Annotated in this window: 22 protein-coding genes; 9 read left to right on the forward strand and 13 right to left on the reverse strand. The window is 64.4% G+C overall.

Going from position 1 to position 22,498, the window contains the following annotated elements:
- The first annotated feature begins 12 nt into the window (after window positions 1–12).
- Window positions 13–1,692, forward strand: coding sequence for an FAD-dependent oxidoreductase (locus tag V6M52_RS00545; protein ID WP_332698298.1), 1,680 nt, complete (start codon window positions 13–15; stop codon window positions 1,690–1,692).
- Between the two features lie 4 nt (window positions 1,693–1,696).
- Window positions 1,697–3,145, forward strand: a complete 1,449-nt coding sequence (locus V6M52_RS00550) for a sensor histidine kinase (RefSeq protein WP_332698301.1) — start codon at window positions 1,697–1,699, stop codon at window positions 3,143–3,145.
- Between the two features lie 177 nt (window positions 3,146–3,322).
- On the opposite strand, the gene V6M52_RS00555 is transcribed toward V6M52_RS00550, so the two are convergent.
- On the reverse strand, window positions 3,323–3,544 hold the full coding sequence (locus tag V6M52_RS00555; RefSeq protein ID WP_332689791.1) for a hypothetical protein: 222 nt from the start codon (window positions 3,542–3,544) through the stop codon (window positions 3,323–3,325).
- 202 nt (window positions 3,545–3,746) lie between these two features.
- On the opposite strand from V6M52_RS00555, the gene V6M52_RS00560 reads away from it, so the two are divergent.
- A complete protein-coding gene (locus V6M52_RS00560; RefSeq protein WP_332698305.1) occupies window positions 3,747–5,471 on the forward strand; it encodes a sensor histidine kinase in 1,725 nt (574 codons plus the stop codon).
- Between the two features lie 270 nt (window positions 5,472–5,741).
- On the opposite strand, the gene V6M52_RS00565 is transcribed toward V6M52_RS00560, so the two are convergent.
- The 3 genes from V6M52_RS00565 to V6M52_RS00575 are packed head-to-tail and all read right to left on the reverse strand — an operon-like array spanning window position 5,742 to window position 7,916.
- Window positions 5,742–6,641 (reverse strand): hypothetical protein, encoded by a 900-nt coding sequence (locus V6M52_RS00565; protein ID WP_332698309.1) that lies wholly within the window; start codon window positions 6,639–6,641, stop codon window positions 5,742–5,744.
- On the reverse strand, window positions 6,638–7,549 hold the full coding sequence (locus V6M52_RS00570) for an ABC transporter ATP-binding protein (protein WP_332689782.1): 912 nt from the start codon (window positions 7,547–7,549) through the stop codon (window positions 6,638–6,640). Before V6M52_RS00570 ends, V6M52_RS00565 begins: the two co-directional genes overlap by 4 nt.
- Window positions 7,542–7,916, reverse strand: coding sequence for a GntR family transcriptional regulator (locus V6M52_RS00575; protein WP_332698312.1), 375 nt, complete (start codon window positions 7,914–7,916; stop codon window positions 7,542–7,544). The genes V6M52_RS00570 and V6M52_RS00575 overlap by 8 nt, the downstream gene beginning before the upstream one ends.
- Before the next feature lie 158 nt (window positions 7,917–8,074).
- Between V6M52_RS00575 and V6M52_RS00580 the strand changes: the two genes are divergently transcribed.
- From V6M52_RS00580 to V6M52_RS00590, 3 genes are all read left to right on the forward strand, one after another.
- On the forward strand, window positions 8,075–8,833 hold the full coding sequence (locus V6M52_RS00580; protein WP_332698315.1) for a copper homeostasis protein CutC: 759 nt from the start codon (window positions 8,075–8,077) through the stop codon (window positions 8,831–8,833).
- A gap of 117 nt (window positions 8,834–8,950) precedes the next feature.
- Entirely contained in the window at window positions 8,951–9,607 is a 657-nt protein-coding gene (locus V6M52_RS00585; RefSeq protein ID WP_332689773.1) for an aquaporin, read from the forward strand.
- Between the two features lie 66 nt (window positions 9,608–9,673).
- On the forward strand, window positions 9,674–10,465 hold the full coding sequence (locus V6M52_RS00590) for a siderophore ferric iron reductase (RefSeq protein ID WP_332698317.1): 792 nt from the start codon (window positions 9,674–9,676) through the stop codon (window positions 10,463–10,465).
- A gap of 74 nt (window positions 10,466–10,539) precedes the next feature.
- On the opposite strand, the gene V6M52_RS00595 is transcribed toward V6M52_RS00590, so the two are convergent.
- The gene (locus V6M52_RS00595) at window positions 10,540–11,118 is read right to left on the reverse strand and encodes an SH3 domain-containing protein (protein ID WP_332698320.1); all 579 of its coding nucleotides are present in this window, start codon (window positions 11,116–11,118) and stop codon (window positions 10,540–10,542) included.
- 105 nt (window positions 11,119–11,223) lie between these two features.
- Here V6M52_RS00595 and V6M52_RS00600 point away from each other — a divergent pair, with 105 nt between their 5' ends.
- The 3 genes from V6M52_RS00600 to truB all read left to right on the forward strand — a co-directional run bounded on the left by V6M52_RS00600 (window position 11,224) and on the right by truB (window position 13,619).
- Window positions 11,224–12,249, forward strand: a complete 1,026-nt coding sequence (locus V6M52_RS00600; protein WP_332698323.1) for a 2-hydroxyacid dehydrogenase — start codon at window positions 11,224–11,226, stop codon at window positions 12,247–12,249.
- A gap of 63 nt (window positions 12,250–12,312) precedes the next feature.
- Window positions 12,313–12,720: a 30S ribosome-binding factor RbfA gene (gene rbfA / locus V6M52_RS00605; protein ID WP_332689761.1), complete on the forward strand. Its 408-nt coding sequence runs from the start codon at window positions 12,313–12,315 to the stop codon at window positions 12,718–12,720.
- Window positions 12,717–13,619, forward strand: a complete 903-nt coding sequence (gene truB / locus V6M52_RS00610) for a tRNA pseudouridine(55) synthase TruB (RefSeq protein WP_332698326.1) — start codon at window positions 12,717–12,719, stop codon at window positions 13,617–13,619. The genes rbfA and truB overlap by 4 nt, the downstream gene beginning before the upstream one ends.
- 162 nt (window positions 13,620–13,781) lie before the next feature.
- Here the strand turns inward: truB and V6M52_RS00615 are convergent, their stop codons facing one another.
- The 8 genes from V6M52_RS00615 to V6M52_RS00650 form a co-directional block, all read right to left on the reverse strand.
- Entirely contained in the window at window positions 13,782–14,756 is a 975-nt protein-coding gene (locus V6M52_RS00615; protein ID WP_332689752.1) for an ABC transporter substrate-binding protein, read from the reverse strand.
- Window positions 14,757–14,775: 19 nt separating this feature from the next.
- Window positions 14,776–15,627, reverse strand: a complete 852-nt coding sequence (locus V6M52_RS00620) for an ABC transporter permease (protein WP_332698346.1) — start codon at window positions 15,625–15,627, stop codon at window positions 14,776–14,778.
- Window positions 15,628–15,872: 245 nt separating this feature from the next.
- On the reverse strand, window positions 15,873–16,739 hold the full coding sequence (locus tag V6M52_RS00625) for an ABC transporter permease (protein ID WP_332698329.1): 867 nt from the start codon (window positions 16,737–16,739) through the stop codon (window positions 15,873–15,875).
- 184 nt (window positions 16,740–16,923) lie between these two features.
- Complete coding sequence (locus tag V6M52_RS00630; protein WP_332689743.1) at window positions 16,924–17,715, reverse strand: ABC transporter ATP-binding protein; 792 nt, start codon at window positions 17,713–17,715, stop codon at window positions 16,924–16,926.
- Complete coding sequence (hydA, locus tag V6M52_RS00635; RefSeq protein WP_332698332.1) at window positions 17,715–19,166, reverse strand: dihydropyrimidinase; 1,452 nt, start codon at window positions 19,164–19,166, stop codon at window positions 17,715–17,717. The genes V6M52_RS00630 and hydA overlap by 1 nt, the downstream gene beginning before the upstream one ends.
- An 11-nt stretch (window positions 19,167–19,177) precedes the next feature.
- A complete protein-coding gene (locus V6M52_RS00640; protein ID WP_332698334.1) occupies window positions 19,178–20,428 on the reverse strand; it encodes a Zn-dependent hydrolase in 1,251 nt (416 codons plus the stop codon).
- 12 nt (window positions 20,429–20,440) lie between these two features.
- Window positions 20,441–21,934, reverse strand: a complete 1,494-nt coding sequence (locus V6M52_RS00645) for a CoA-acylating methylmalonate-semialdehyde dehydrogenase (RefSeq protein ID WP_332698337.1) — start codon at window positions 21,932–21,934, stop codon at window positions 20,441–20,443.
- A partial coding sequence (locus tag V6M52_RS00650) for an aminotransferase class III-fold pyridoxal phosphate-dependent enzyme (protein WP_332698340.1) occupies window positions 21,934–22,498 on the reverse strand: 565 nt, incomplete at its 5' end. The genes V6M52_RS00650 and V6M52_RS00645, both read right to left, overlap by 1 nt.

The following is a 22,498-nucleotide window of genomic DNA, read 5'->3' on the forward strand; positions in this document are numbered from 1 at the left end:
ATGGAAAAACCGGTGATCCTTGCGGTCGACGACGAGCCTTCGGTTCTCGCCGCGGTGACGCGAGACCTGCGACGGCACTACGCTACCGCCTATGACGTCGAGCGTGCCGCGTCGGGTGTGGAGGCGCTGGCGGTGCTCGGTGAACTGAAGCTCGCCAACCGGGTGGTAGCATTGTTCCTGGTCGACCAGCGGATGCCCGAAATGAGCGGCGTCGAGTTTCTGGCCCAGGCGATGGAGCTCTATCCCGAAGCGCGGCGGGTGCTGCTCACCGCCTATGCCGACACCGATGCGGCGATCCAGGCGATCAACGAGGTGAAGCTCGACCACTATCTGATGAAGCCGTGGCATCCCCCCGATGAGCTGCTCTATCCGGTACTCGACGACCTGCTCGACGACTGGCGCGCCAACTACCAGCCGGTGTTCGAGGGGGTGCGGGTGGTGGGCCACCGCTGGCTGGCGGATGGGCATCGGGTGCGCGATTTCCTCGCCCGCAACCTCATCCCCTACCGCTGGCTCGACATCGAGACCGACCTAGAGGCGCCGACACTGCGCGAACTTGCCGGGGCCACTGCAGAGCCGCTGCCGCTGGTGATCCTTGCCGACGGCACGGCGCTGTCGCGCCCGACGATCGCGGCGCTGGCGGAGAAGGTGGGGTTGCACACGCATGCGGTGGCCGAGACCTACGACCTGGTGGTGGTCGGCACCGGCCCGGCCGGGCTCGCCGCGGCGGTATATGGCGCTTCGGAAGGTCTGCGAACGCTGCTGATCGAGCGCGAGGCACCGGGCGGCCAGGCCGGCACCAGTTCGCGGATCGAGAACTATCTCGGCTTTCCGGTGGGCCTCAGCGGCGCCGATCTGACACGCCGCGCGGTGCAGCAGGCGCGGCGCTTCGGGGCGGAGATCCTGACGCCGGTCGAGGCGGTGGGCCTGCAAACGCAGGACGGCTACCACATCCTGACACTGAGCGACGGCAGCAAGGTCGCCGCCCAGGCGCTGATCGTCGCCACCGGCGTTTCGTACAGGCTGCTCGATGTGCCGGGCGCTGAACGACTCTCCGGCGCGGGCCTCTATTACGGCGCGGCGATGACCGAGGCACTGGGGGTGCAGGGGCAGGACGTGTTCGTGGTTGGCGCCGGCAACTCTGCCGGCCAGGCGGCGCTGCACCTGGCGCGCTACGCCAAGTCGGTGACGCTGCTGGTGCGTGGCAAATCGCTGGCCGAGAGCATGTCGCAGTACTTGATCGAGCGGATCGACGAGGCGGAGAATGTCGCGGTGCAGACGGGGGCCTCGATCAATGCGCTGGTCGGCGAGGAGAGCCTCGAGGCGGTAGCGATCCTGGATAGCGCGAGCGGCGCGGTGACTGAGGTGCCGGCGCGGGCGGTGTTCGTGTTCATCGGTGCTTCGCCGCGCACCGACTGGCTGAAGGGCAAGCTACAGCTCGACCAGCAGGGTTTCATCCTTTCCGGAGCGGACCTGATGCGCCAGCCCAACCGCAAGCCGGATGGCTGGCTGGCAGAGCGCGAGCCGTTCTGGCTGGAAACCAGCGTGCCGGGCATTTTCGTGGCCGGCGACGTGCGGCGCCAATCAACCAAGCGGATTGCCTCGGCGGTTGGTGAGGGCGCCATGGCGGTGACCCTCGTGCACCAGCATCTGCGCGGCCCGGCGCCGGCACAGCGGCCGGCCGGGATGTAGGGCGATGACCGCATCGGTTGAAGCTGACCTCGACCACGATGCGCTGATCCGGGCCGTACCGATGTTTGCCGATCTCAGCGACGACGAGATCGAGGAACTCTGGCGCTCGGCCGAGCGGGTCAAGGCGACGACGGGCGAGGTGATCATCGCCGAAGGCACGCCCGGCGATCGGCTCTACATCGTCCTGTCGGGGGCACTCGAGGTCACCAAGCGCGAGGGAGGGCGGGACATCACCCTCGCCACCCGCCGGCCCGGCGAAGTGCTGGGCGAGATGTCGCTGCTGGAGCAGGCGCCACGCACGGCGTCGGTACGAGCGAGCGAGGCGAGCGAACTGCTGGCCATTGGCCCCGAGGCGTTCCGGCTGCTGCTGGAGCGACGCCCGGGTGCTGCGACGACCTTGCTGCGGACTGTGGTCGGCCGGCTGCGCAGCACCGAGGCATCGCTGGTGCAGGCCGACAAGCTGGCCTCGCTCGGAACGCTTGCCGCCGGGCTGGCGCACGAACTCAACAACCCGGCTGCGGCGATCCAGCGCAGCTCCGAACTGCTCGGCGAGGCCTTCGAGGCCTGGCGACAGCGTACCTTGGTACTGAACGCGCTCGACCTGACGCCAGAGGAACGTGCGGCGCTGGTCGATCTCGAGGCCGGTATCGTCGCCTGCGGCCGAATGCGTGACTCCGATGCGGCGATCCGCAAGGAAGAGTCGCGGCTGATCACGGTGCTCGAGGGGCTCGGGGTGGCGGAGGCGTGGGAGGTGGCGCCGGCGATGGCGGCCTATGGCTGGACGGTGGAGCGGATCGCGCCGCTGCAGGCGGGCTTTGCCGAGGTGCGGCTGCCGGTCGTCCTGCGATGGCTTGGCTCGGGGCTCGCCGCGCAGCAGCTGATGGAGGAGATCCAGCGCGCCTCCAAGGCAATCAGCGACATCGTCCATGCGGTCAAGTCCTACGCCTATCTCGACCGGGCGCCAGTGCAGGATGTCGACTTGCGGCAGAGCCTCGAGGACACGCTGATGATCCTCAACCACAAGCTCAAGCACGGAATCGAGGTGGTCCGGGCGTTCGAGGACGACCTGCCCCGGGTCACCGCTTATGCCGGCGAGCTCAATCAGGTGTGGACCAACCTGATCGACAACGCCATCCAGGCGATGGAGGGCAAGGGCCGGCTCGAACTGGCGGCGCGGCGGCTCAGCAACGAGGTCGAGATCCGTATTGCCGACAGCGGCCCCGGCATCCCACCCGAGGTGGCCGGTCGGGTGTTCGAGCCGTTCTTCACCACCAAAGCGCAGGGCATCGGCACCGGGCTCGGGCTGCACATCGCCCACAACATCGTGGTCAACCGCCACGGCGGCCGGCTCGACTTCACCAGTCGACCGGGGCGCACCGAGTTCCGCATCGTGCTGCCGTTGAGGCTGAGCCCGTCAGTGGGAACCGGGGAGACATCCAATGGGCGCGGCTGATGTGAGCGCCAATTCGCTCCACCTGTCCAGAGGCTGCCAGGCCGATTCCGACCCCGTGAGTGCCCTGGCAGCCCTGCCTGAGGTCCTCGCACTGCCACCCGTTGCATTGGTTGGACAAGATCGGACTGTTGGGCCAGGTCGCCCGACAAACATGCCATGTGGGGCTGACAACGGGTCTCACGATGTCGGAAGGTCGGGGGGGCTGGATTGATCGGGCGGATCGGGGGCAACGAAGACCGCAAACGGGGCGTCCTCATAGGCCTTGGCCTCGCAGCGCCGGGACGCTTCCTCGACCAAAAGCCTGATCACCTCGCTACCCTCGGAGGGGAGGATGGCGAGAGCCTGCAGCAGGTGGTCTCGAGCCGTTTCGTAGCGGAGATCGGGGAGCGGCAAAGCCATCGCGCGTCTTTCTCAAGAGCCTGCCCGCTCATGACACTAGACCTCTTTGTCTGCGGCTCCGTTACCGTGAGGCAAGCAATTTTATGCATTGACCCGCAGGCGGCAGCGGGCGCCCACGCGCCGTTTTTTGGACTGGCGCGATGGCGCGCAATCTGGGTAACTGGGAGCCGGGCGCAGGCGGCGCCCGCCTGTCGGAGGGGGCATGAAAGCGCCAAGCTTGTCGCTCAGCCATAGGTTGCTGCTGCTGACCGCAGTGGCATTGCTGCCGGCGTTGGCCATTCTCGGTTTCAACGAGTTTTCCCTGCGCAAGGCGCGCGAGGCCGAAGTGCATGCCCAGGCGCTGCGGATGAGCGAGCAGGCCTCGCTGGAGCTGGAGCGCATCCTGGCCGGCGCCGCGGCGCTGATGATCGCCGTCGCCAATGCGCCAGGGGTCGGGGAGAGCGGTGACAATTGTCGGGCCTATATGGACCGGCTGAGTGCACTGTTGCCCCAGGTCAGCCTGCTCAATATTACCGACCTGGATGGGCAATCGGTCTGTGCCACCAGTGGCCGGCCGGAAGACCTGCGGCCCGCGCTGAGCGCGCCGGTGCGCGCGGCACTGGCAGACAAGATGTTCGCGGTGGGCGAATATACATTGGTGACCGCCGGTCCGGCGCTGCTGATGGGCACGCAGCGCACGGCCGCAGACGGCTCGCTGCAGGGCTTCGTGATTGCGACCATCGGACTCGACTATCTGGGTTCCGTCCTCAAGGAGCGCCCCTTCGCGCAGGGCAGCGCCATAACCATCGCCGACCGCAACGGCATCATCATCGCGCGCGAACCCTTGCCGGAGCGCTTTGTGGGCATGAAGGTGCCCGACGAATACATGTCGCGCATCACTGGCCTGGCGGCGGGCACCATGCAGATCATGAGCCCGGATGGGCCCGAGCGCATTGTTGGGTACCAGCCAGCGACGCGACCCCTGGGGCTCTATGTGAGCACCGGCATACCGGTATTGGAGGCAATGGCGCCCATCAACGAGGCCACCTTACGAGGCGTGCTGCTGGCCGGCATAGGGGGCGTCCTGGCCATGCTGCTGGCGCTGATCATTGGCCGGCGGTTCATCCGGCGGCCGGTGCTGCGCCTGCTCTCCACCATTCACGCCTGGCGCGCCGGCAATCACACCGCACGCACCGGCATGTTGCCGGGACGGGCGGAGTTTCACCAGGTCGGCCAGGCCATCGACAATCTGCTGGATGAACTGGACCGGCGGCAGACGGCCCAGCTTGAGGCCGAGCAGCATCGCGACCTGCTGGCGCGCGAACTCGACCATCGCATCAAGAACCTGCTCGCCACCGTGCAAGCGGTGGCGCGGCAGAGTTTCCGCGATGCGCAGACGGCCGAGACGGCGCTGCAGGCCTTTTACGGGCGGCTGGCCGTCATGGCGGACGCACACAAGCTGCTGACCGCTCAGCAGAACGAGAGCGCCGATATCGAAGCGGTGATCCGCACCGCAATCGACCCCTTTTCCGGCAGCGAGCATCCCCGGCTCGGCCTCTCGGGCCCGTCGGTTCAACTGCATGCCAAGGCAGCGTTGTCGCTGGCCATGGCGCTGCATGAATTGTGTACCAATGCGACCAAATATGGCGCGCTGAGCAGCGAGACCGGGCGCGTTGATATTGGCTGGGCCCTGACGGACGACCACAAAATTCTCATGACCTGGCGCGAGAGCGGAGGACCGCCGATCAACCCGCCGGAAACGAGGGGATTTGGCTCACGCATGATCGAACGGGCACTGGCCGCCGATCTGGGGGCGACGGTCATGTTCGACTATGCCCCGGACGGCCTCATCTGCACAATTGTTGCCGCCGAGACGGCGCTGGCCGACCGGCAGCAGCCCAGTGCCGGACCGTTCGAGCCGGTGCGGGCCGCGGTGCAGCGCCCCTAGAGAAGGGCAATGGCGGCACGCGTGCGGTTGGCAAAGCCTGTCACGCGGGCGGTATTGGCGGTTTCAGCCGCGTGGAACGACAGCATGGCAAGCGTGCCTGCGGGGCGCAGGCGCCGATCAGCGCGGTTTTGAGCACGCGCTTGACCGGCTGGCGCATGACCAGCGCATCAATCCACCAGGGGGAGCCGAGCCTGCATCAGCTCTCCGCAAACTTCAACCGCCGCGCCATGGGGCGCGCGGCGGCGGCGTTGCCGGGAAAGCCGGGCCGGGTCAATTGTCGTTGACGCGGCGGCGGTATTCGCTGGCGATATAGATCACCGCCACGGCAAAGACCGCGCCAATGCCGACCTGGGTCCAGTCCGTGATGGCAATGAGATCGGCGGCATAGTGGGCGCCCGACGAAACATCCACGGTTAGCGGGTTGCCTGTCCTCCAGCTTTCTACCAGAGTGGATTCCGGTGCCGTGGCCCGGTAGCTCAGATATTTCCACGTATGTGTAGCGAACGGGTGCAGGCCGCCCAGCGTAACCCATTCCAGGGTCGAGGCCAGCGCTGGCAGCAATAAGGCACCCGGAATGGCCCAACGGCCGACGACGGCACCCATCGCCCCGACCAGCGCCATGAACGGCAGATACCATAGCAGAGCGGTGGCCAGCTGTACGGCTTCGATCAGGGCGATGTTCCAGTAAACCGTCCACAGCCCCATCACGCCGAAAGCCGCCGACAGACCGCTGAACATGAGGGTAATCTGCGCCGTAGCCAACATCAGCGCCATGCTGAGCAGGACCACCAGAAACACCGCTCCTGGCAGGATGGTGATGGACGCCACCAGCTTAGCCATCAGCACCTTGAAGTCGCTGACCGGCATGGATTTCCAGAACAGCATGGCATTGTTCCGCTTATCGGCCGCAAAGCCGTCGGCGCAGTAAAAGAAAAGAGTCGCCAGCAGATAGAGGCCCCAGGCAACACCCAGGAACAGCGAGGCCCAGAAAAGAACCGCGAGCGGCAGCACATTGAGCATGTCGCCCGTCACGCGAGCATTGACGCGGCCAACGGTGAGCGCCAGCACCGTGATGAGCATAATGATCCCCACCAGGATCAACGGGCCGATGAGGAAGGCGCCGCGATGCTCGATGAGCTCGCGGTGGACGAGAGCGGTGAAAGCCTTCATCGGGCGGTCTCCGGATTGGCGGTCGGACGCTGCATCAGCGCGACGAAAAGATCGGACAAGGTCGGGGTCGAGAGCCTGCCGAAGGGCTCGAGCAGGTTGCGATCCACACCATCGAAGATCATCACGGTCTGGCCGAAGCGGGTTTCCTCATAGACCGGATGGTAGGCGCGGGCGGCGGCCTGGGCTGCATTGTCGTTGACGACCAATTGGGTGAACTTGTCGTTCACCGTCTCCATCTGCATGTGCAGGATCAGTTCGCCATCGCGGATGAACATGATGTCGGAGAGCATGAACTCGATCTCGTCCACCTGGTGGGTGGTGATGAGTAGGGTGCGCTCCTCGGTCATGTAATCTTCGAGCAGGCGCCGGTAGAAGCGCTTGCGGTAGGTAATGTCGAGACCCAGCGTCGGCTCGTCCAGCACAAGAAGCTTGGCGTCGATGGCCATGACCACGGCCAGATGCAGCTGGGCGATCATGCCCTTGGAGAGGTGCTTGACCTTCATTTCGGGCTTGATGTCGGTGCCTTCGAGGAAGCTGCGCGCCTTATCCTGGCTGAAATTGGGGTGAATGTTACTGAGCAGAGCGAAGAGTTCGCGGACCCGCAGGAAGCGCGGCAGGCTGGCCACATCGGAAATGAAGGCGACGTTTTCCATCAGCTTGGCGCGCTTGGCGAAGGGGTCTTCGCCCAACACGCGAATGGTGCCCTGGCAACTGGTCAGGCCCAGCATGGCATTGAGCGTGGTGGTCTTGCCGGCGCCATTGTGGCCGATCAGCCCATAGATGCGGCCAGGGGGAATGTCGAAATCCAGGCCATGCAGGATTTCCTTGCGGCCGAATTTCTTGCGCAGGCCGCGGGCGGAGACGATGGGCTCGACGGCGGTATCGGCCGAGGCGGAAAGGTCAGTCATGGGTCTGCCCCTGATTGGCGGGTGAACTGGTGAGAAGGGTATTGAGGTCGAGATCGAGGGCCTTGATCTGGGCGGCAATACGCGGCCAATCCTCTTTCAGAAACTTGTCGCGTTCATGGGCGAGCAGCTCGGCCCGCGCTCCGGTCTTGACGAACATGCCTAGCCCCCTTCGTTTTTCGACCACACCGATATCGACCAGCGCCTCGAAGGCCTTGGTGACCGTCAGCGGATTGACCGAGAGATCGGCGGCGATCTGGCGGACCGAGGGCAGTGCCTCGCCCTCCCCGACCGAACCGCGCAGGATCATCTCGGCAAGCCGTTGCCGGATCTGGACGAAGATCGGCTGGCTGCTGTGAAAATCATCCATGTGTGATGCCTATCTAGTGTGCTAGTCTTGTAGCACACTAAGCTGATCCGTCAATGAGGGAATCGCGGATTCTGCGGCCCCGCCAAAAAATCGTCCCACGCTGCCTTGCCGACCGACCCCGTGGGCACTACCAATGAAGTACCAATTGGAGACCACTCATGCCGCATCACCCGTTCCGAATCGAAATCTGTGTTGAAGGCATTGATGGCCTGGTGGCAGCGCAGACGGCGGGGGCGGACCGGGTGGAGCTGTGCGCGAGCCTGCTCGAAGGTGGGCTAACACCCAGCCTGGGCGTGGTGCGCGAGGCGCTGCGCGTGGCGACCATTCCGTTCCACGTCATCATCCGGCCGCGCGGCGGCGACTTTCTCTATTCCGACCTCGAATTCGCCAGCATGGTCGATGACGTCAAGGCAATGAAGGAACTGGGGGTGGCCGGCGTGGTCATTGGCTGCCTGACGCCGGATGGCCGGATCGACGAGGCGCGCACCAAGGCGCTGGTGGACGCAGCGCGGCCGATGAAGGTCACCTGCCACCGTGCCTTCGACATGACGGCGGACTATCGCGAGGCCATCGAGGCGCTGATACGCTGCGGCGTCGACCGGGTGCTGACCAGCGGGCAGCGCGACACGGCGATTGAAGGCATCGATATTCTCAAGGACACCGCGGCGATTGCCAATGGCCGTATCGTGATCATGGCCTGCGGTGCGCTGGATGCCAGCAATATCGCCCTGGTGCGGCGCGCGACCGGCGTCGACGAGATGCATTTTGCCGCCTTGCACACGATCAAGAGCGAAATGGTGTTCCGCAATCCCCATGTCGGCATGGGCGGCACCGCCATCGAGCGGGAATACGAGATCACGCTGACCGATGTGGATGCGGTGCGGGCAACGCTTGCGGCGGCGCGCGGGGCAGCCTGATAATCCTGTGCCGATCAGGGTTTAGCGGCTTGCGTGTGGCGCGTTGTCGCAGGAAAACTTGCGCACCAGTTCCGTGATTCGGGCTGGATGGGAAGTCTTGTGGGGACATCAAGCGTCATGAACAAACTGATTGCGGAATTCATCGGCACGGCGGTGCTGGTGCTGATTGGCTGCGGGGCAGCCGTACTGGGCGGGGACGCCATCGGGCAGGTCGGCATTTCACTGGCCTTCGGCCTCGCCATCGTGGCCATGGCCTACGGCATCGGCCCGATTTCGGGCTGTCACATCAACCCGGCGGTGAGCCTGGGCGCGTTTCTCGACGGGCGCCTGTCGCTCATGGACATGATCCAGTACTGGATCGCCCAGTTCGCCGGGGCCCTGGCGGGCGCCGTGATCCTGTGGGCCATCGTGGGCAGCAATGTGAGCCTGGGCCAGAATGGCTGGGGTCCGGGTTATCTGGGCGAGTATTCCCTCGTTGCGGCCCTGCTGTTCGAGATCGTCTTCACCGCCATCTTTGTCATCGTCATCCTGGGCTCGACCGGCGAGAAATCGGCGCCGGGCTTTGCGGGTCTGGCCATCGGCCTGACGCTTGCCGCCATCCACCTGGTCGGCATCCAGGTTACCGGCGTTTCGGTCAATCCGGCGCGTAGCTTTGGCCCGGCGCTGCTGGTCGGCGGCAATGCGCTGATCCAGCTCTGGCTGTTCATCGTGGCGCCGCTGGTCGGCGGGGCAATCGGCGGGCTGCTGTTCCGCTTCAAGATCCTCAAGGTCTGACAATCGAGGCCGCCGGAGCGATCCGGCGGCCTTTTCACGGGAGCGGGGGGACGCTAGAACGCGTCCATGGCCCGCTCCTTTCTTTTTCCGCAAGACACTGGCGACGCCGCGACCACGCGGCTGATCGCGACGGCGGCGCAGCTCACCGGCTTCATGAAGGGCGAGCCCGGCGGGCCGCGCGAGGGCTGGTACCGGCCCGGCGCCGACAATTCGGCCATGCTGGGCCAGCTGCATCAGGCGCTAGCGACGAGCTATCCGCAGGCGGGGCCGGCCTTTTATGCGGTGCGGCTATGGACCAATCTATTGTGGCAGCCAGCCTATCTCGCAGTTATCGCCGCCCATGTGCATGGCGCCGTGCCTGACCTTTCCGGCCTCAGCCAGCAGCGGCGCGGCGTCTATGTCGATGGCTATCGGTTGGCGCCGGGGGCGCAGACGTCCGGGCCGCAGGAGGCGCTGATTGCCAATGCCGGGGCGCAGCTGCGAGCCATGACGGCGGTGATGCTGGAGGAGGTCAATGCACTGGCCAAGCTCAGGCCGCTGCCGGCGCGACGGCTACTGGCCGACCGCATGCTGAGCCTGATGGTGTGGCTGAGCCAGCGGCGACGCGACCTGCCGGCGGGCACGATCGAAGCCTGGTCAGAGCAGTGGCTGGAGGTGCTGGGGCTAAGCGGACAGGGCAGGCTGGAGCCGATTGACACAGCCAGCGGGCGGCGCCTGCTGATCGTCAAGCGCAAGGGGTGTTGCCTCGACTATCTCATCGATCCGGATCGCTATTGCGCCAGCTGCCCCAAGCAGGACGAAGCCGTGCGGGTAGCGCGGCAGACCGCCAATGCGCTGGCGGAACTGGGCTTGGGCTAGGGGCATGCATGGGGAAGGCCCCCTCACCCGACCCTTCGGGTCGACCTCTCCCCCAAGGGAGAGGTGAAGAGGGACTAGTCGAAGACTTCATCGGGATAAACGCCCCAGAGTTCTTCCTGGTGCAGATAGCCCGAATAAGAGGTGGCCCGATCGGCCGGGTCCTGGCCGCCGGCGCTGACCTCGCACCAGACGCCGTCGCATTGCTTGATGGTGACCTTGAGGCCCGGCCCGAGCCGGGCGCGGACGGCTGCTTCGTCGGACGGACTGGCGCGCAGGCCGATTTCGCCATTGGCCAGCAGGGGCGTCACATAGCCGGCGCGGGTGCCGGCCAGGAGATTCTGGTGAATCCAGCCCTCGGTGCCGTCGACATCGCGAATCTTGCGCCAGGTATCGAACTCCTGGACGATTTCCACCGGAATGCCGGATTTGAGATAGGTCCAGGCAATATCGTATTTCTGGCCCGGCCCGACGCGCACATTGATCGGCTCGGAACGTGTGGTGGCAAAACGCGGCAAGGGCAGGCCGCTGGGATTGTTGGCCTGCGCCAGGGCAGGCGGAAGCAGCAGTACCGTGACCAGGAAAAGCCAGGGCAGGCGGCGGAAAAGCGCTAAAAACTGACGGCCAAGGCCGGCGCGAAGGGTCTCGTCAAACATGACTTTGCAGACAAATGGAATTGCCCTATCACTAGCCAATGATCCTTAATGGGCGCTGAAGAGTGGGGTTTTCCACAAGCACGCTCCCCCCCGCTCCCGGAACTGATGACCAGCCAGAAACCCCATATCCTCGTCACCAGGCGCCTGCCCGAAACCATCGAGGCGCGCATGGCCACCCTGTTCGAGACCCATGTGAACGAGGGTGACGTGACCCTGACCGGGGACGACATCGTGGAAGGGCTTGCGGGCAAGGACGTGCTGGTCTCTTCCATCACCGACCGCATCGATGCCGAACTCATCGCCCGCCTGCCCAAGAGCGTGCGGATGATCGCCCAGTTCGGCAATGGCGTCGACAATATCGATATCGAGGCGGCCTGGGCGGCCGGGCTGACCGTGACCAATACACCCAGCGTTCTGACCGAGGACACGGCCGACATGGCCATGGTGCTGATGCTGGCGCTGCCGCGCCGGCTGGTGGAAGGCACGCAGATGCTGGTACGCGACGGGGTCTGGGCCGGCTGGTCGCCGACCTCGATGCTGGGCCACCGCCTGCGCGGCAAGGCGCTGGGCATTGTCGGCATGGGCCGCATCGGCACCGCTGTGGCGCAGCGGGCCAAGGCCTTCGGGCTCAATATCCACTACTTCTCGCGCAACCGGCGGCCGCCGGGGGTCGAGAACCCGCTCGAAGCTACCTATTGGCCCGATCTCGACGCCATGATCGAGGCGGTCGATATCGTCTCCCTGCACACGCCCCATACCCGCGAAACCTTTCACATCCTCTCGGCCGAGCGGCTCAAGCGCATGAAGCCGGGCAGCTTTGTGGTCAATGTCAGCCGGCCCGAACTGGTGGACGAGGTGGCATTGATGGACGAGATCGAATCCGGCCATCTGAGCGGCGCGGCGCTCGACGTGTTCGAGAACAAGCGCGGCATCGATCCGCGGCTGCTGGCCTTGGCCGAGGCCAACAAGGTGGTGCTGACCGCGCATATGGCGTCGGCGACGCTGGAGGCCCGCATCGAGATGGGCGAGACGGTGATCGTCAATATCCGCGCCTTCATGGACGGCCACCAGCCGCCGCATCGGGTCCTGCCCGAAGGGGTGCATGGCGGGCGGAGCAATCTGCGCGGCTAGCGCTTGGCACGGAACGCCGCCTCGCCGATTGACGACGGCGCGGTGAGGGCCTAATTCCCCCTCATGAGTAAAGACAATAAGCCAAGCGGCCCCACCCAGCGCTCGTTGCGCGTCGGCGAACTGGTGCGCCACGCGCTGGCGGCCATGTTTGCCCGGGGCGAAATCGAGGATGACGCACTGCGCGGCTCGGTGATCACCGTGCCCGAAGTGCGCATGTCGCCGGACCTCAAGATCGCCAATGCCTATATCATGCCGCTGGGCGGATTGCATGCCGAGGAGATCGTCGCAGCGCTCAACCGGCACCGCAAGTTCGTGCGCGGCCGCGTGGCGCCGCAGATCAACATGAAATTCGCGCCCGAAGTACGGTTCTTCGTCGATGAGACATTCGAGGAGGCCGGCCGCATCGATGCGCTGTTGCGCTCCAAGAAGGTGCAGCAAGACCTCGACGACGAAGACGGCGAGACTGAGTGAACCAGCCCAAGCGGATCAAGCGCGCCATCTCCGGCTGGGTGGTGCTCAACAAGCCCTATGACATGACCTCGACCCAGGCGGTGGGCAAGGTGCGGTGGCTCTATGGCGCCGCCAAGGCGGGACATGCCGGCACGCTCGACCCGCTGGCCACCGGCATATTGCCGATTGCGCTGGGCGAGGCGACCAAGGCCGTGCCGCAGGTGCAGGACGGCACCAAGATCTATCGCTTCGCCATAAAGTGGGGCAGCGCCACCACCACGGACGATGCCGAAGGCGCGGTGGTCGCAACTTCGGATGTGCGTCCGGAGCAGGCGGCGCTTGAGGCCGTGCTGCCGCAGTTTACAGGCACGATATTGCAACGGCCGCCGATCTTTTCGGCACTCAAGATCGATGGCGAGCGCGCCTATGACCTGGCTCGGGCCGGCGAAGCGGTGGAATTGCAGCCGCGCGAGATCGATGTGGATGAAATCGTGCTGGTCGAGCATAGCGCCGATCGCTCGGTGCTGGAGGTCACTTGCGGCAAGGGCACCTATGTGCGCTCGCTGGCCCGCGACATTGCCGAGGCGCTAGGGACGCGGGGGCATGTGAGCATGCTGCATCGCGCTGCGGTGGGGCCGTTCCGCGACGAAGACGCGGTGACGATCGACCAGCTCGAAGCGCTGGGACAGGACGAGCGCGACGCGCTGCTGAAGCCGGTCTGGGCGGGATTTTCCGACCTGCCGGAAATCCGGCTCGACGCTCAGCAGGCTACGGCCGTACGGCATGGCAATGCGGTGCTTCTAACCGGCGCCGGCGCGCCGATATCGCTGGACGAATGCTGGGTCAGCTTCAAGGGCGAGGTGCTGGCCACCGGCTGGGTGGAGTTCGGCCAGTTCAAATGCCGGCGGGTGTTTAACTGAGGCGTTCAGAGGTCCGTTGAAGCACAACGAGAACCCTCGGCGCTGAACCCTTCACCCGACCCTACGGGTCGACCTCTCCCCTGAGGGGAGAGGTGATCAGAAGGCTGGTTGTGAAAAAAGGCGGGGATCACTCCCCGCCTTTCGCTTTTGATGCCGATTGGTCTAGAGGCCGTCGGTGACCACGGTCGTATAGGCACCTTCCGGCTGGGCCTTGATGATCGACTGGTCGATCAGGGCCTTCACGGTGCGCTCATAGGTGGCCATGTCCAGCTTGGGATCTGCAGGGTCGACCAGCTTGGCAACTTCGCCGGTCATATACAGCTGATGCTCAAGCGTGGCGGCACCGGTATCGTCCATGTCGACCACGATCTGGGCGGCTTCCTCGGGGTTCTCGGCGGCATAGGCCCAGCCCTTCATCGAGGCGCGGACGAAGCGGGTATAGGCGTCCACCTTGGCAGGATCGGAGAGGCTGTCTTCGAGGACGTAGAGACCGTCTTCGAGCAGGTCATTGCCCATTTCGGTATAGTTGAAAATGGTCAGGTTTTCCGGGCCGTAACCGGCATCGAGCGCCTGGCCATATTCATTATAGGTCATGACCGAGATGCAGTCGGCCTGACCCTGGATCATCGGCTGGATATCGAAGCTCTGCTGCAGAACGGTGACGCCGCCGGCCGAACCATCGGTGGCAATGCCTTCCTTGTTCATCCAGGCGAAGAACGGATATTCATTGCCGAAGAACCAGACGCCCAGCGTATGCCCAGGGAAATCGGCAGCCGTCTTGATCTCGGTTTCGGTCGGACAGATCATCATCAGGCCCGAGCGCTTGAACGGCTGGGCGATATTAACCAGCGGCACGCCGCTTTCGCGAGCGGCCATGCCGGCTGCCATCCAGGTGACGATGATATCGGCACCGCCGCCAGCGATCACCTGCTCGGGAGCGATGTTGGGGCCGCCAGGCAGGATGGTGATGTCGAGGTTTTCTTCGTCATAGAAGCCCTTGGATTCGGCAATCAGGTAGCCGGCGAACTGCGCCTGCGTGACCCACTTGAGCTGCAGTGTCAGCGCATCCTGTGCGAATGCAGGGGCGGCCGAAAGCGCCAGGGCGCTCACGAGCAGACCTCCGATAATTTTGTTCATTGTCATTCCCTTTTCCCTGTTACGCCCGTCCACCACGGACAGACGGATGCCAGAAGGTGACGCCCCTCTCGATGAGAGCGATCACCCCGTAGAAGGCAGACCCCGCGACCGCTGCAACGGCGATCTCTGCCCAAACCAGATCGATGGCCAGCCGGCCAACGCCTGTCGATATCCGGAAGCCCATTCCCACAATGGGCGTTCCGAAGAATTCCGCTACGATTGCGCCGATCAAGGCCAGAGTCGAGTTGATCTTGAGGGCGTTGAATATGAAGGGGCCCGCAGCGGGAAGCCGTAACTTCATAAGGGTTTGCCAGTAGCCGGCGGCATAGGTGCGCATCAGATCGCGCTCAATGGCCGAACTGGCATTGAGGCCGGCAACGGTGTTGACCAGCATCGGAAAGAAAGTCATCGCCACGACCACTGCGGCCTTGGACTGCCAGTCGAATCCGAACCACATGACCATGATCGGCGCGATGCCGATAATGGGCAGGGCCGACATGAAATTGCCGATCGGCAGCAAGCCCGCCTTGAGGAAAGGCGACCGGTCGACAAGAATGGCGACGACCAGACCCGCGAGGCACCCCATGGCATAGCCGGGCAGCACGGACTTGATGAAGGTCTGGACGAAATCGGCCCAGAGGATCGATGAGGAATTGGCCAGTTGCGCGCCGATCATCGAGGGGGCGGGCAAGAGGACGGGCGGCACATTGGCGCCGCGCGTCACCACTTCCCAGATCACCAGCAAGGCTGCCCCGAAGACGATGGGGATCAAGAGGCCAAGGCCGGCATTGTCGGCGAGACGGGGTGCCAGCACATTGGACAGGCGCTCAACGAACAGCCAGGCAAACAGCCAGGCCACAGTCAACGCCATCCAGAAGAAGGCCGGCGTCGGCGAGAACGCCCCGAGGCTGGTGAGCAGCGCCACCGCGCCGAGCAGGGCAAGAGCGCCATCGGCCCAGAGACCCAAGGGCACGACGAAACGGATCAGCGACAGCAAGCCAAGCCCAAGGAACGCCTTGAGCAGGAGGGCCTGCTCGAAGGGCGTGACCAGGCTCAGGGCAAAGGCCGCGGCAGAAAGACCGCCGGCGACCAGGGCGAGAAAGAATTGCAGCTGACTCACGGGCGTGCCCCCATACGGGCATTGACGACCCGCTCGGCGGCGCCGACGATCATCACCAGCACGGCGGCCAAAGCCGCGGCGATGAACAGGGCTGCCCAAATCTGGATGGTCTGGCCATTATAGGAGCCGGTGAGCAGCCGCACGCCGAGCCCACCACCGGCGGCATTGGACAATTCGCTGACCACGGCGCCGATCAGGGAAATGGCAATACCGACCTTCATCGAGGCGAAGAGCATGGGCATGGCGGCCGGCCAGCGCAGTTTCCAGAAGCTTTGCCAGGTCGTCGCGTCATAGGTGCGCATCAGGTCGAGCTGGATGGTCTCGGGCGAACGCAGCCCTTTGACCATGCCGACCACGACCGGGAAGAAGGAAAGATACATCGAGATCAGCGCGCGCGGCACCGTGCCGGTAATGCCGACCGCGCCTAGCCCGACCACGACCATGGGCGCGATGGCCAGGATGGGAATGGTCTGGCTGGCGATGATCCAGGGCATCAGCGAGCGATTGGCCGCTTCATTGTGGACGATGACGACGGCCAGGGCGACGCCAAGTGCCGTGCCCAAGACGAAGCCGAGCAGCGTCGAGGAAAGGGTGATCCAGCCGTGATAGGCGAGCGAGCGCCGCGAGTTGAACTCCAGGGCCACCGTGGCGTTCCAGATTTCGCCAATCACCTGATGGGGCGCCGGCAGCACGGGGCGATCCTGCGCCCAGGTCTGCAGCGCGAAGGTGGTGAACGGCACATCGGTGAGGTCAGCGCGCGTGTTCAGCGTGGTCTGCCAGGGCGCATTCATGCCGATGGCGGCGGCATACCAGATGACGACGATGGCCAGCAGGACGGTGAGGATGGGCAGGGTGCGGGTCATAGCTGCTCTTCCTCCCCTCTCCCCTTGCGGGATAGGGACGACATTTCCTCGTCCAGCGGAAATGTCGGGGTGGGGGGCGCTGCGCTCGCCCATGCCAGAAGTGCAAAAAGAGACCCCTCATCCGCCCTTCGGGCACCTTCTCCCTCAAGGGGAGAAGGGGAGGTGGCATCGTGGCAGCCCCCCATCAAGCCACTTCCTCATAGCTATGCCCGGCCCTTAGTCCGTCGCGCACGCGCGCCGCGATAGCCAGGAATTCCGGTGTCTCGCGGATATCGAGCGGGCGTTCCTTGGGCAGGTCACTCTCGATAATGTCGGTTACCCGACCCGGGCGCGGTGACATGACAACGATCTTGGTCGAGAGATAGACCGCCTCGGGGATGGAATGCGTCACAAAACAGATGGTTTTCTGCGTGCGATCCCAGAGCTTGAGCAGCTCGGAATTGAGATGGTCGCGCACGATTTCGTCCAACGCGCCGAAAGGCTCGTCCATCAACAGCAGATCGGCGTCGAAGGCCAAAGCGCGGGCGATGGAGGCGCGTTGCTGCATGCCGCCCGACAGCTGCCAGGGATATTTTTTCTCAAAACCCGACAGGTTCACCAGGTCCATGGTGCGCTTGATGCGCTCGGTCTGCTGGCTGGCGGAATAGCCCATGATCTCGAGCGGCAGGGCGATGTTCTTTTCGATCGTCCGCCAGGGATAGAGCGCTGGGGCCTGGAACACGTAGCCATAGGCGCGGCTCTTGCGCGCCTCGTCGGGCGTCTGGCCGTTGATGGTCAGCGTGCCCGAAGTGGGCCGCTCCAGATCGGCAATGGTGCGCAGGAACGTGGTCTTGCCGCAGCCGGAGGGGCCGATGAAGGAGACGAACTCGCCCTTGTTGATGGAGAGGTTGACGTCGCTGAGCGCAACGACATCGCCGTCATTGGTCTTGAAGGTGAGGCCGAGATTGCTCGCGGCGACGACAGGCTGGTGTTCCATCAAACCCCCGTCGCCGGAATGCCGGTGCGCTCGACCTTGCGGGGGGCGACGATCTCTTTCCACTGGCTCAGGGCGCGGTTGACCGGGTTCTTGGCCTCGCGGCCGACGAACTTGCCATGGCCAGGTTCGGTCTTGATCTCGTTCTCGACGATGGAAACCTTGCCGCGGCTCAGCACGAAGCGCGGCAGGCCGGTGACCTTGAAGCCTTCGAACACATTGTAATCGATGACCGATTGCTGGGCGGAGGCCGAAATGGTCTTGGATCGCTTGGGGTCCCAGACCACGAGATCCGCATCGGCGCCGACCAGTACGGCGCCCTTTTTGGGATAGAGCCCCAGTATCTTGGCGATATTGGTGGAGGTTACGGCGACGAACTCGTTCATGGTCAGCCGCCCGGTATTGACGCCGGCGGTCCACAGCACGGGCATGCGATCTTCGAGGCCGCCCGTGCCATTGGGGATCTTGGAGAAATTGCCGATGCCGTTGCGCTTCTGCGCAGTGGTGAAAGCGCAATGGTCGGTGGCGACGACCGAGAGCGAGCCGGACTGCAGCCCGGCCCAGAGCGAATCCTGGTGGCTCTTGTTGCGGAAGGGTGGCGACATGACGCGGCGGGCGGCATGGTCCCAGTCGGGATTGAAATATTCGCTCTCGTCCAGCGTCAGGTGCTGCACCAGCGGCTCGCCATAGACGCGCATGCCCTTCTGGCGGGCGCGGCGGATGGCTTCGTGCGCCTGCTCGGACGAGACGTGCACGACATAGAGCGGAACGCCGGCCATGTCGGCGATCATGATGGCGCGATTGGTGGCTTCGCCCTCGACTTCCGGGGGGCGCGAATAGGCGTGGGCCTCGGGGCCGGTATTGCCCTCGGCGAGGAGCTTGGCTGTCATCGCCGCGACGACGTCACCATTTTCGGCATGCACCAGCGGCAGGGCGCCGAGATCGGCGCAGCGCTGGAAGGACGAGAACAGCTCGTCGTCATTGACCATCAACGCGCCCTTATAGGCCATGAAATGCTTGAAGCTGGTGATGCCGCGGTCGACGACATCGGCCATTTCATTGAAGACCTGCTCGCCCCACCAGGTGATGGCCATGTGGAAGCTATAGTCGGCGTTGGCCAGCGAAGTCTTGTTGTCCCACATCTGCAGCGCTTCGAGCAGGGACTGGTTGGGGCTGGGCAGGCAGAAATCGACCACCATGGTGGTGCCGCCGGATAGCCCGGCCCGCGTGCCGGACTCGAAATCATCGGCCGAATAGGTGCCCATGAAGGGCATTTCGAGATGGGTATGCGGATCGATGCCGCCCGGCATGATGTAGCAGCCGGTGGCGTCGAGCGTCTCGTCGCCGAAAAGGTTCGGGCCGATCTCGACGATCACGTCGCCGTCGATCTTGACGTCGGCCTTGTAGGTGAGATCGGCGGTAACAACGGTGCCGTTCTTGATGACTTTGCTCATGGGCTGATCCTTCAGTTCACGATTTCGGCGGTTTCCACCACTGCGTGGAACAGCACGTCGGCCCCTGCTGCCGCCCATTCCTTCGAGATATCTTCCGCCTCGTTGTGGCTCAGCCCGCCGACGCAGGGGCACATGACCATGGTGCTCGGCGCGACCTTGTTGGCCCAGCAGGCGTCGTGGCCGGCGCCGGAGATGATGTTCATGTGGCTGTAGCCGAGGTCTTCGGCTGCCTTGCGCACGCGAGCGACCAGGGTTGGGTCGAAGGCGACGGGATCGAAATGGCCCACGGCTTCCATGGCGTAGCCGACGCCCAATTGCTGGCAGATTTCTTGCGCTTTGCTTTCGATTTGCTGGCGCATTGCATTGAGCTTGCTCAATTCGGGGGAGCGGATGTCGACGGTGAAGACCACCGTGCCGGGAAGCACGTTGCGTGAATTGGGCGCGAACTTCATCTGGCCCACGCCGCCGACGGCACCGGGCTGGTGATCCATGGCCACGGCCTGCACCATTTCGAGAATCCGGGCCATGGCGAGGCCGGCATTGACGCGCATGTTCATCGGCGTGGAGCCGGTATGGGCTTCCTTGCCGCTCAGGGTGAATTCGAGCCACCACAGGCCCTGGCCGTGGGTGACGACGCCGATCTGCTTGCCTTCGGCTTCGAGGATAGGGCCCTGTTCGATGTGATATTCGAAATAGGCGTGCATCTTGCGAGCGCCGACCACTTCTTCGCCGCGCCAGCCGATGCGGGCGAGTTCGTCGCCATAGGTTTTGCCGTCAGGATCCTTGCGGCCATAGGCATAGTCCTGGGTGTGGACGCCGGCAAAGACGCCCGAGGCCAGCATGGCAGGGGCAAAGCGGGCGCCCTCTTCATTGGCCCAGTTGGTGACGACGATGGGATGCCTGGTCTTGATGCCCATGTCGTTGAGCGAGCGCACGACTTCGAGCGCCGACAGCACGCCGAGGACGCCGTCATATTTGCCGCCGGTAGGCTGGGTATCGAGGTGGCTGCCGACATAGACCGGCAGGGCGTCCGGATCGGTGCCCGGGCGGGTCATGAACATGGTGCCCATCTGGTCGACGCCCATGGTTAGACCAGCCTCGTCGCACCAGCGCTTGAACAGGTGCCGGCCTTCGCCATCTTCGTCGGTCAGCGTCTGGCGGTTGTTGCCCCCGGCAATGCCGGGACCAATCTGCGCCATCTCCATGAGGCTGTCCCAGAGCCGATCACCATTGATGCGAAGGTTTTCTCCTGGGGCAGACATATGGCCTAAATCCTATTTGTGGCTGGGGAATGAGAATTCGGCGCCACCCTTGATGCCGGCGGGCCAGCGGGTGGTGACGGTTTTGAGGCGGGTGTAGAAGTGCACGCCTTCGGGGCCGTAGATGGAGTGGTCGCCGAACAGCGAGCGCTTCCAGCCGCCAAAGGAGTGGTAGGCGACGGGGACGGGAATCGGCACGTTGATGCCCACCATGCCCACTTCGATCTTGTCGGCAAATTCGCGGGCGGCGTCGCCGTCGCGGGTGAAGATGGCAGTGCCGTTGGCGTATTCGTGGCCGTGGATGAGATCGACCGCATCCTGGAAAGAATGGGCCCGCACCACGGAGAGGACGGGGCCGAAGATTTCTTCCCTGTAGATGGTCATCTCGGGCGTGACGTTGTCGAACAAAGTGCCGCCGACATAATAGCCGCCCTCATAGCCCTGGAGGGTGAAGCCGCGGCCATCGACCACCAAGTCGGCGCCCTGCTCGACGCCGGCGTCGATATAACCCAGGATCTTGTCGCGGTGCATCTTGGTGACCACCGGACCCATTTCGGCATCCTTGTCGGTGGCCGGGCCGATCTTGAGGCTTTCGACGCGCGGCTTGAGCTTGGCCACCAGCGCGTCGGCGGTCTCCTTGCCCACCGGGACAGCCACCGAAATTGCCATACAGCGTTCGCCGGCCGAGCCATAGCCGGCGCCCATCAGCGCGTCGGCGGCCTGGTCGAGATCGGCATCAGGCAGGATGACCATATGGTTCTTGGCGCCGCCCAGGGCCTGGACGCGCTTACCGGCCTTGGTGCCGCGCTGGTAGACATACTCCGCAATCGGGGTCGAACCGACAAAGCTCACCGCCTTGATATCGGGATGGTCGAGAATGCCGTCGACCATTTCCTTGTCGCCATGGACGACGTTGAGCACGCCTTCGGGGAGGCCCGCTTCCATGAACAGGTTCCAGGCCAGCATCGAGGCGCTGGGGTCGCGCTCGGAGGGCTTCAAGATGAAGGTATTGCCGCAGGCGATTGCCGCCGGATACATCCACATCGGCACCATGGCCGGGAAGTTGAACGGGGTGATGCCGGCGACGACGCCAAGGGGCTGGCGATCCGAATAGCTATCGATCGACGGGCCGACATTGCGGCTGAACTCACCCTTCAGCAGTTGCGGAATGCCGCAGGCGAAATCGACGCAGTCGATGCCGCGGGCCACTTCGCCCAGGGCATCGTCATGCACCTTGCCGTGCTCGCGCGAAATCTCGCGGGCCATGTCATCGGCATATTGATCGAGCAGCGCCTTGAACTTGAACATGACGCGGGCGCGCTTCATCGGCGGGGTATTGCCCCAGGCGACTTGCGCCTTTTTCGCCGAAGCAACGGCGTCGTTGAGTTCGCTCAGCGTGGAGAGCGGCAGTTCGGCCGAAACCTCGCCGGTGGCCGGATTGAACACCGGCACGCGACGGCCAGTGGAAACATAGCGTTTGCCGGCGACGGCATTCTCGATGGTGTTCATTATTCGATACTCCGCAGGGCGGTGCGCACGCCGTCGATCAGTTCGCCAATCTGCGACTCCGAAACGATGAGCGGCGGGGACATGGCGATGATGTCGCCGGTGGTGCGGATCAGGTAGCCATCCTCGAAGCATTTGAGGAAGGCCGAGAAGGCGCGTTTGGTGGGCGCACCGGCAATGGGTTCAAGCTCGATGGCGCCAACGAGACCGATATTACGCACGTCAATGACATGGGGCTCGCCCTTGAGTGAATGCAGCGCATCCTCCCACACCGGCGCCAGTTCGGCACCGCGGGTGAGCAGACCCTCTTCCTTGTAGGTTTCGAGGGTGGCGAGCCCGGCAGCCGAAGCGATGGGGTTACCCGAATAGGTGTAGCCGTGGAAGAACTCGATGACGTGTTCGGGGCCCTGCATGAAGGCGTCGTGGATTTCGGAGGAAACCAGCACCGCGCCCATGGGGATGACACCGTTGGTCAGGCCCTTGGCGGTGACCATGATGTCGGGCGTGACGCCGAAATAGTCGGCGCCGAATGGTGTGCCGAGGCGCCCGAAGCCGGTGATGACTTCG

Origin of the sequence: Devosia sp. (assembly GCF_036676215.1) — a bacterium.
Classification (GTDB): domain Bacteria; phylum Pseudomonadota; class Alphaproteobacteria; order Rhizobiales; family Devosiaceae; genus Devosia.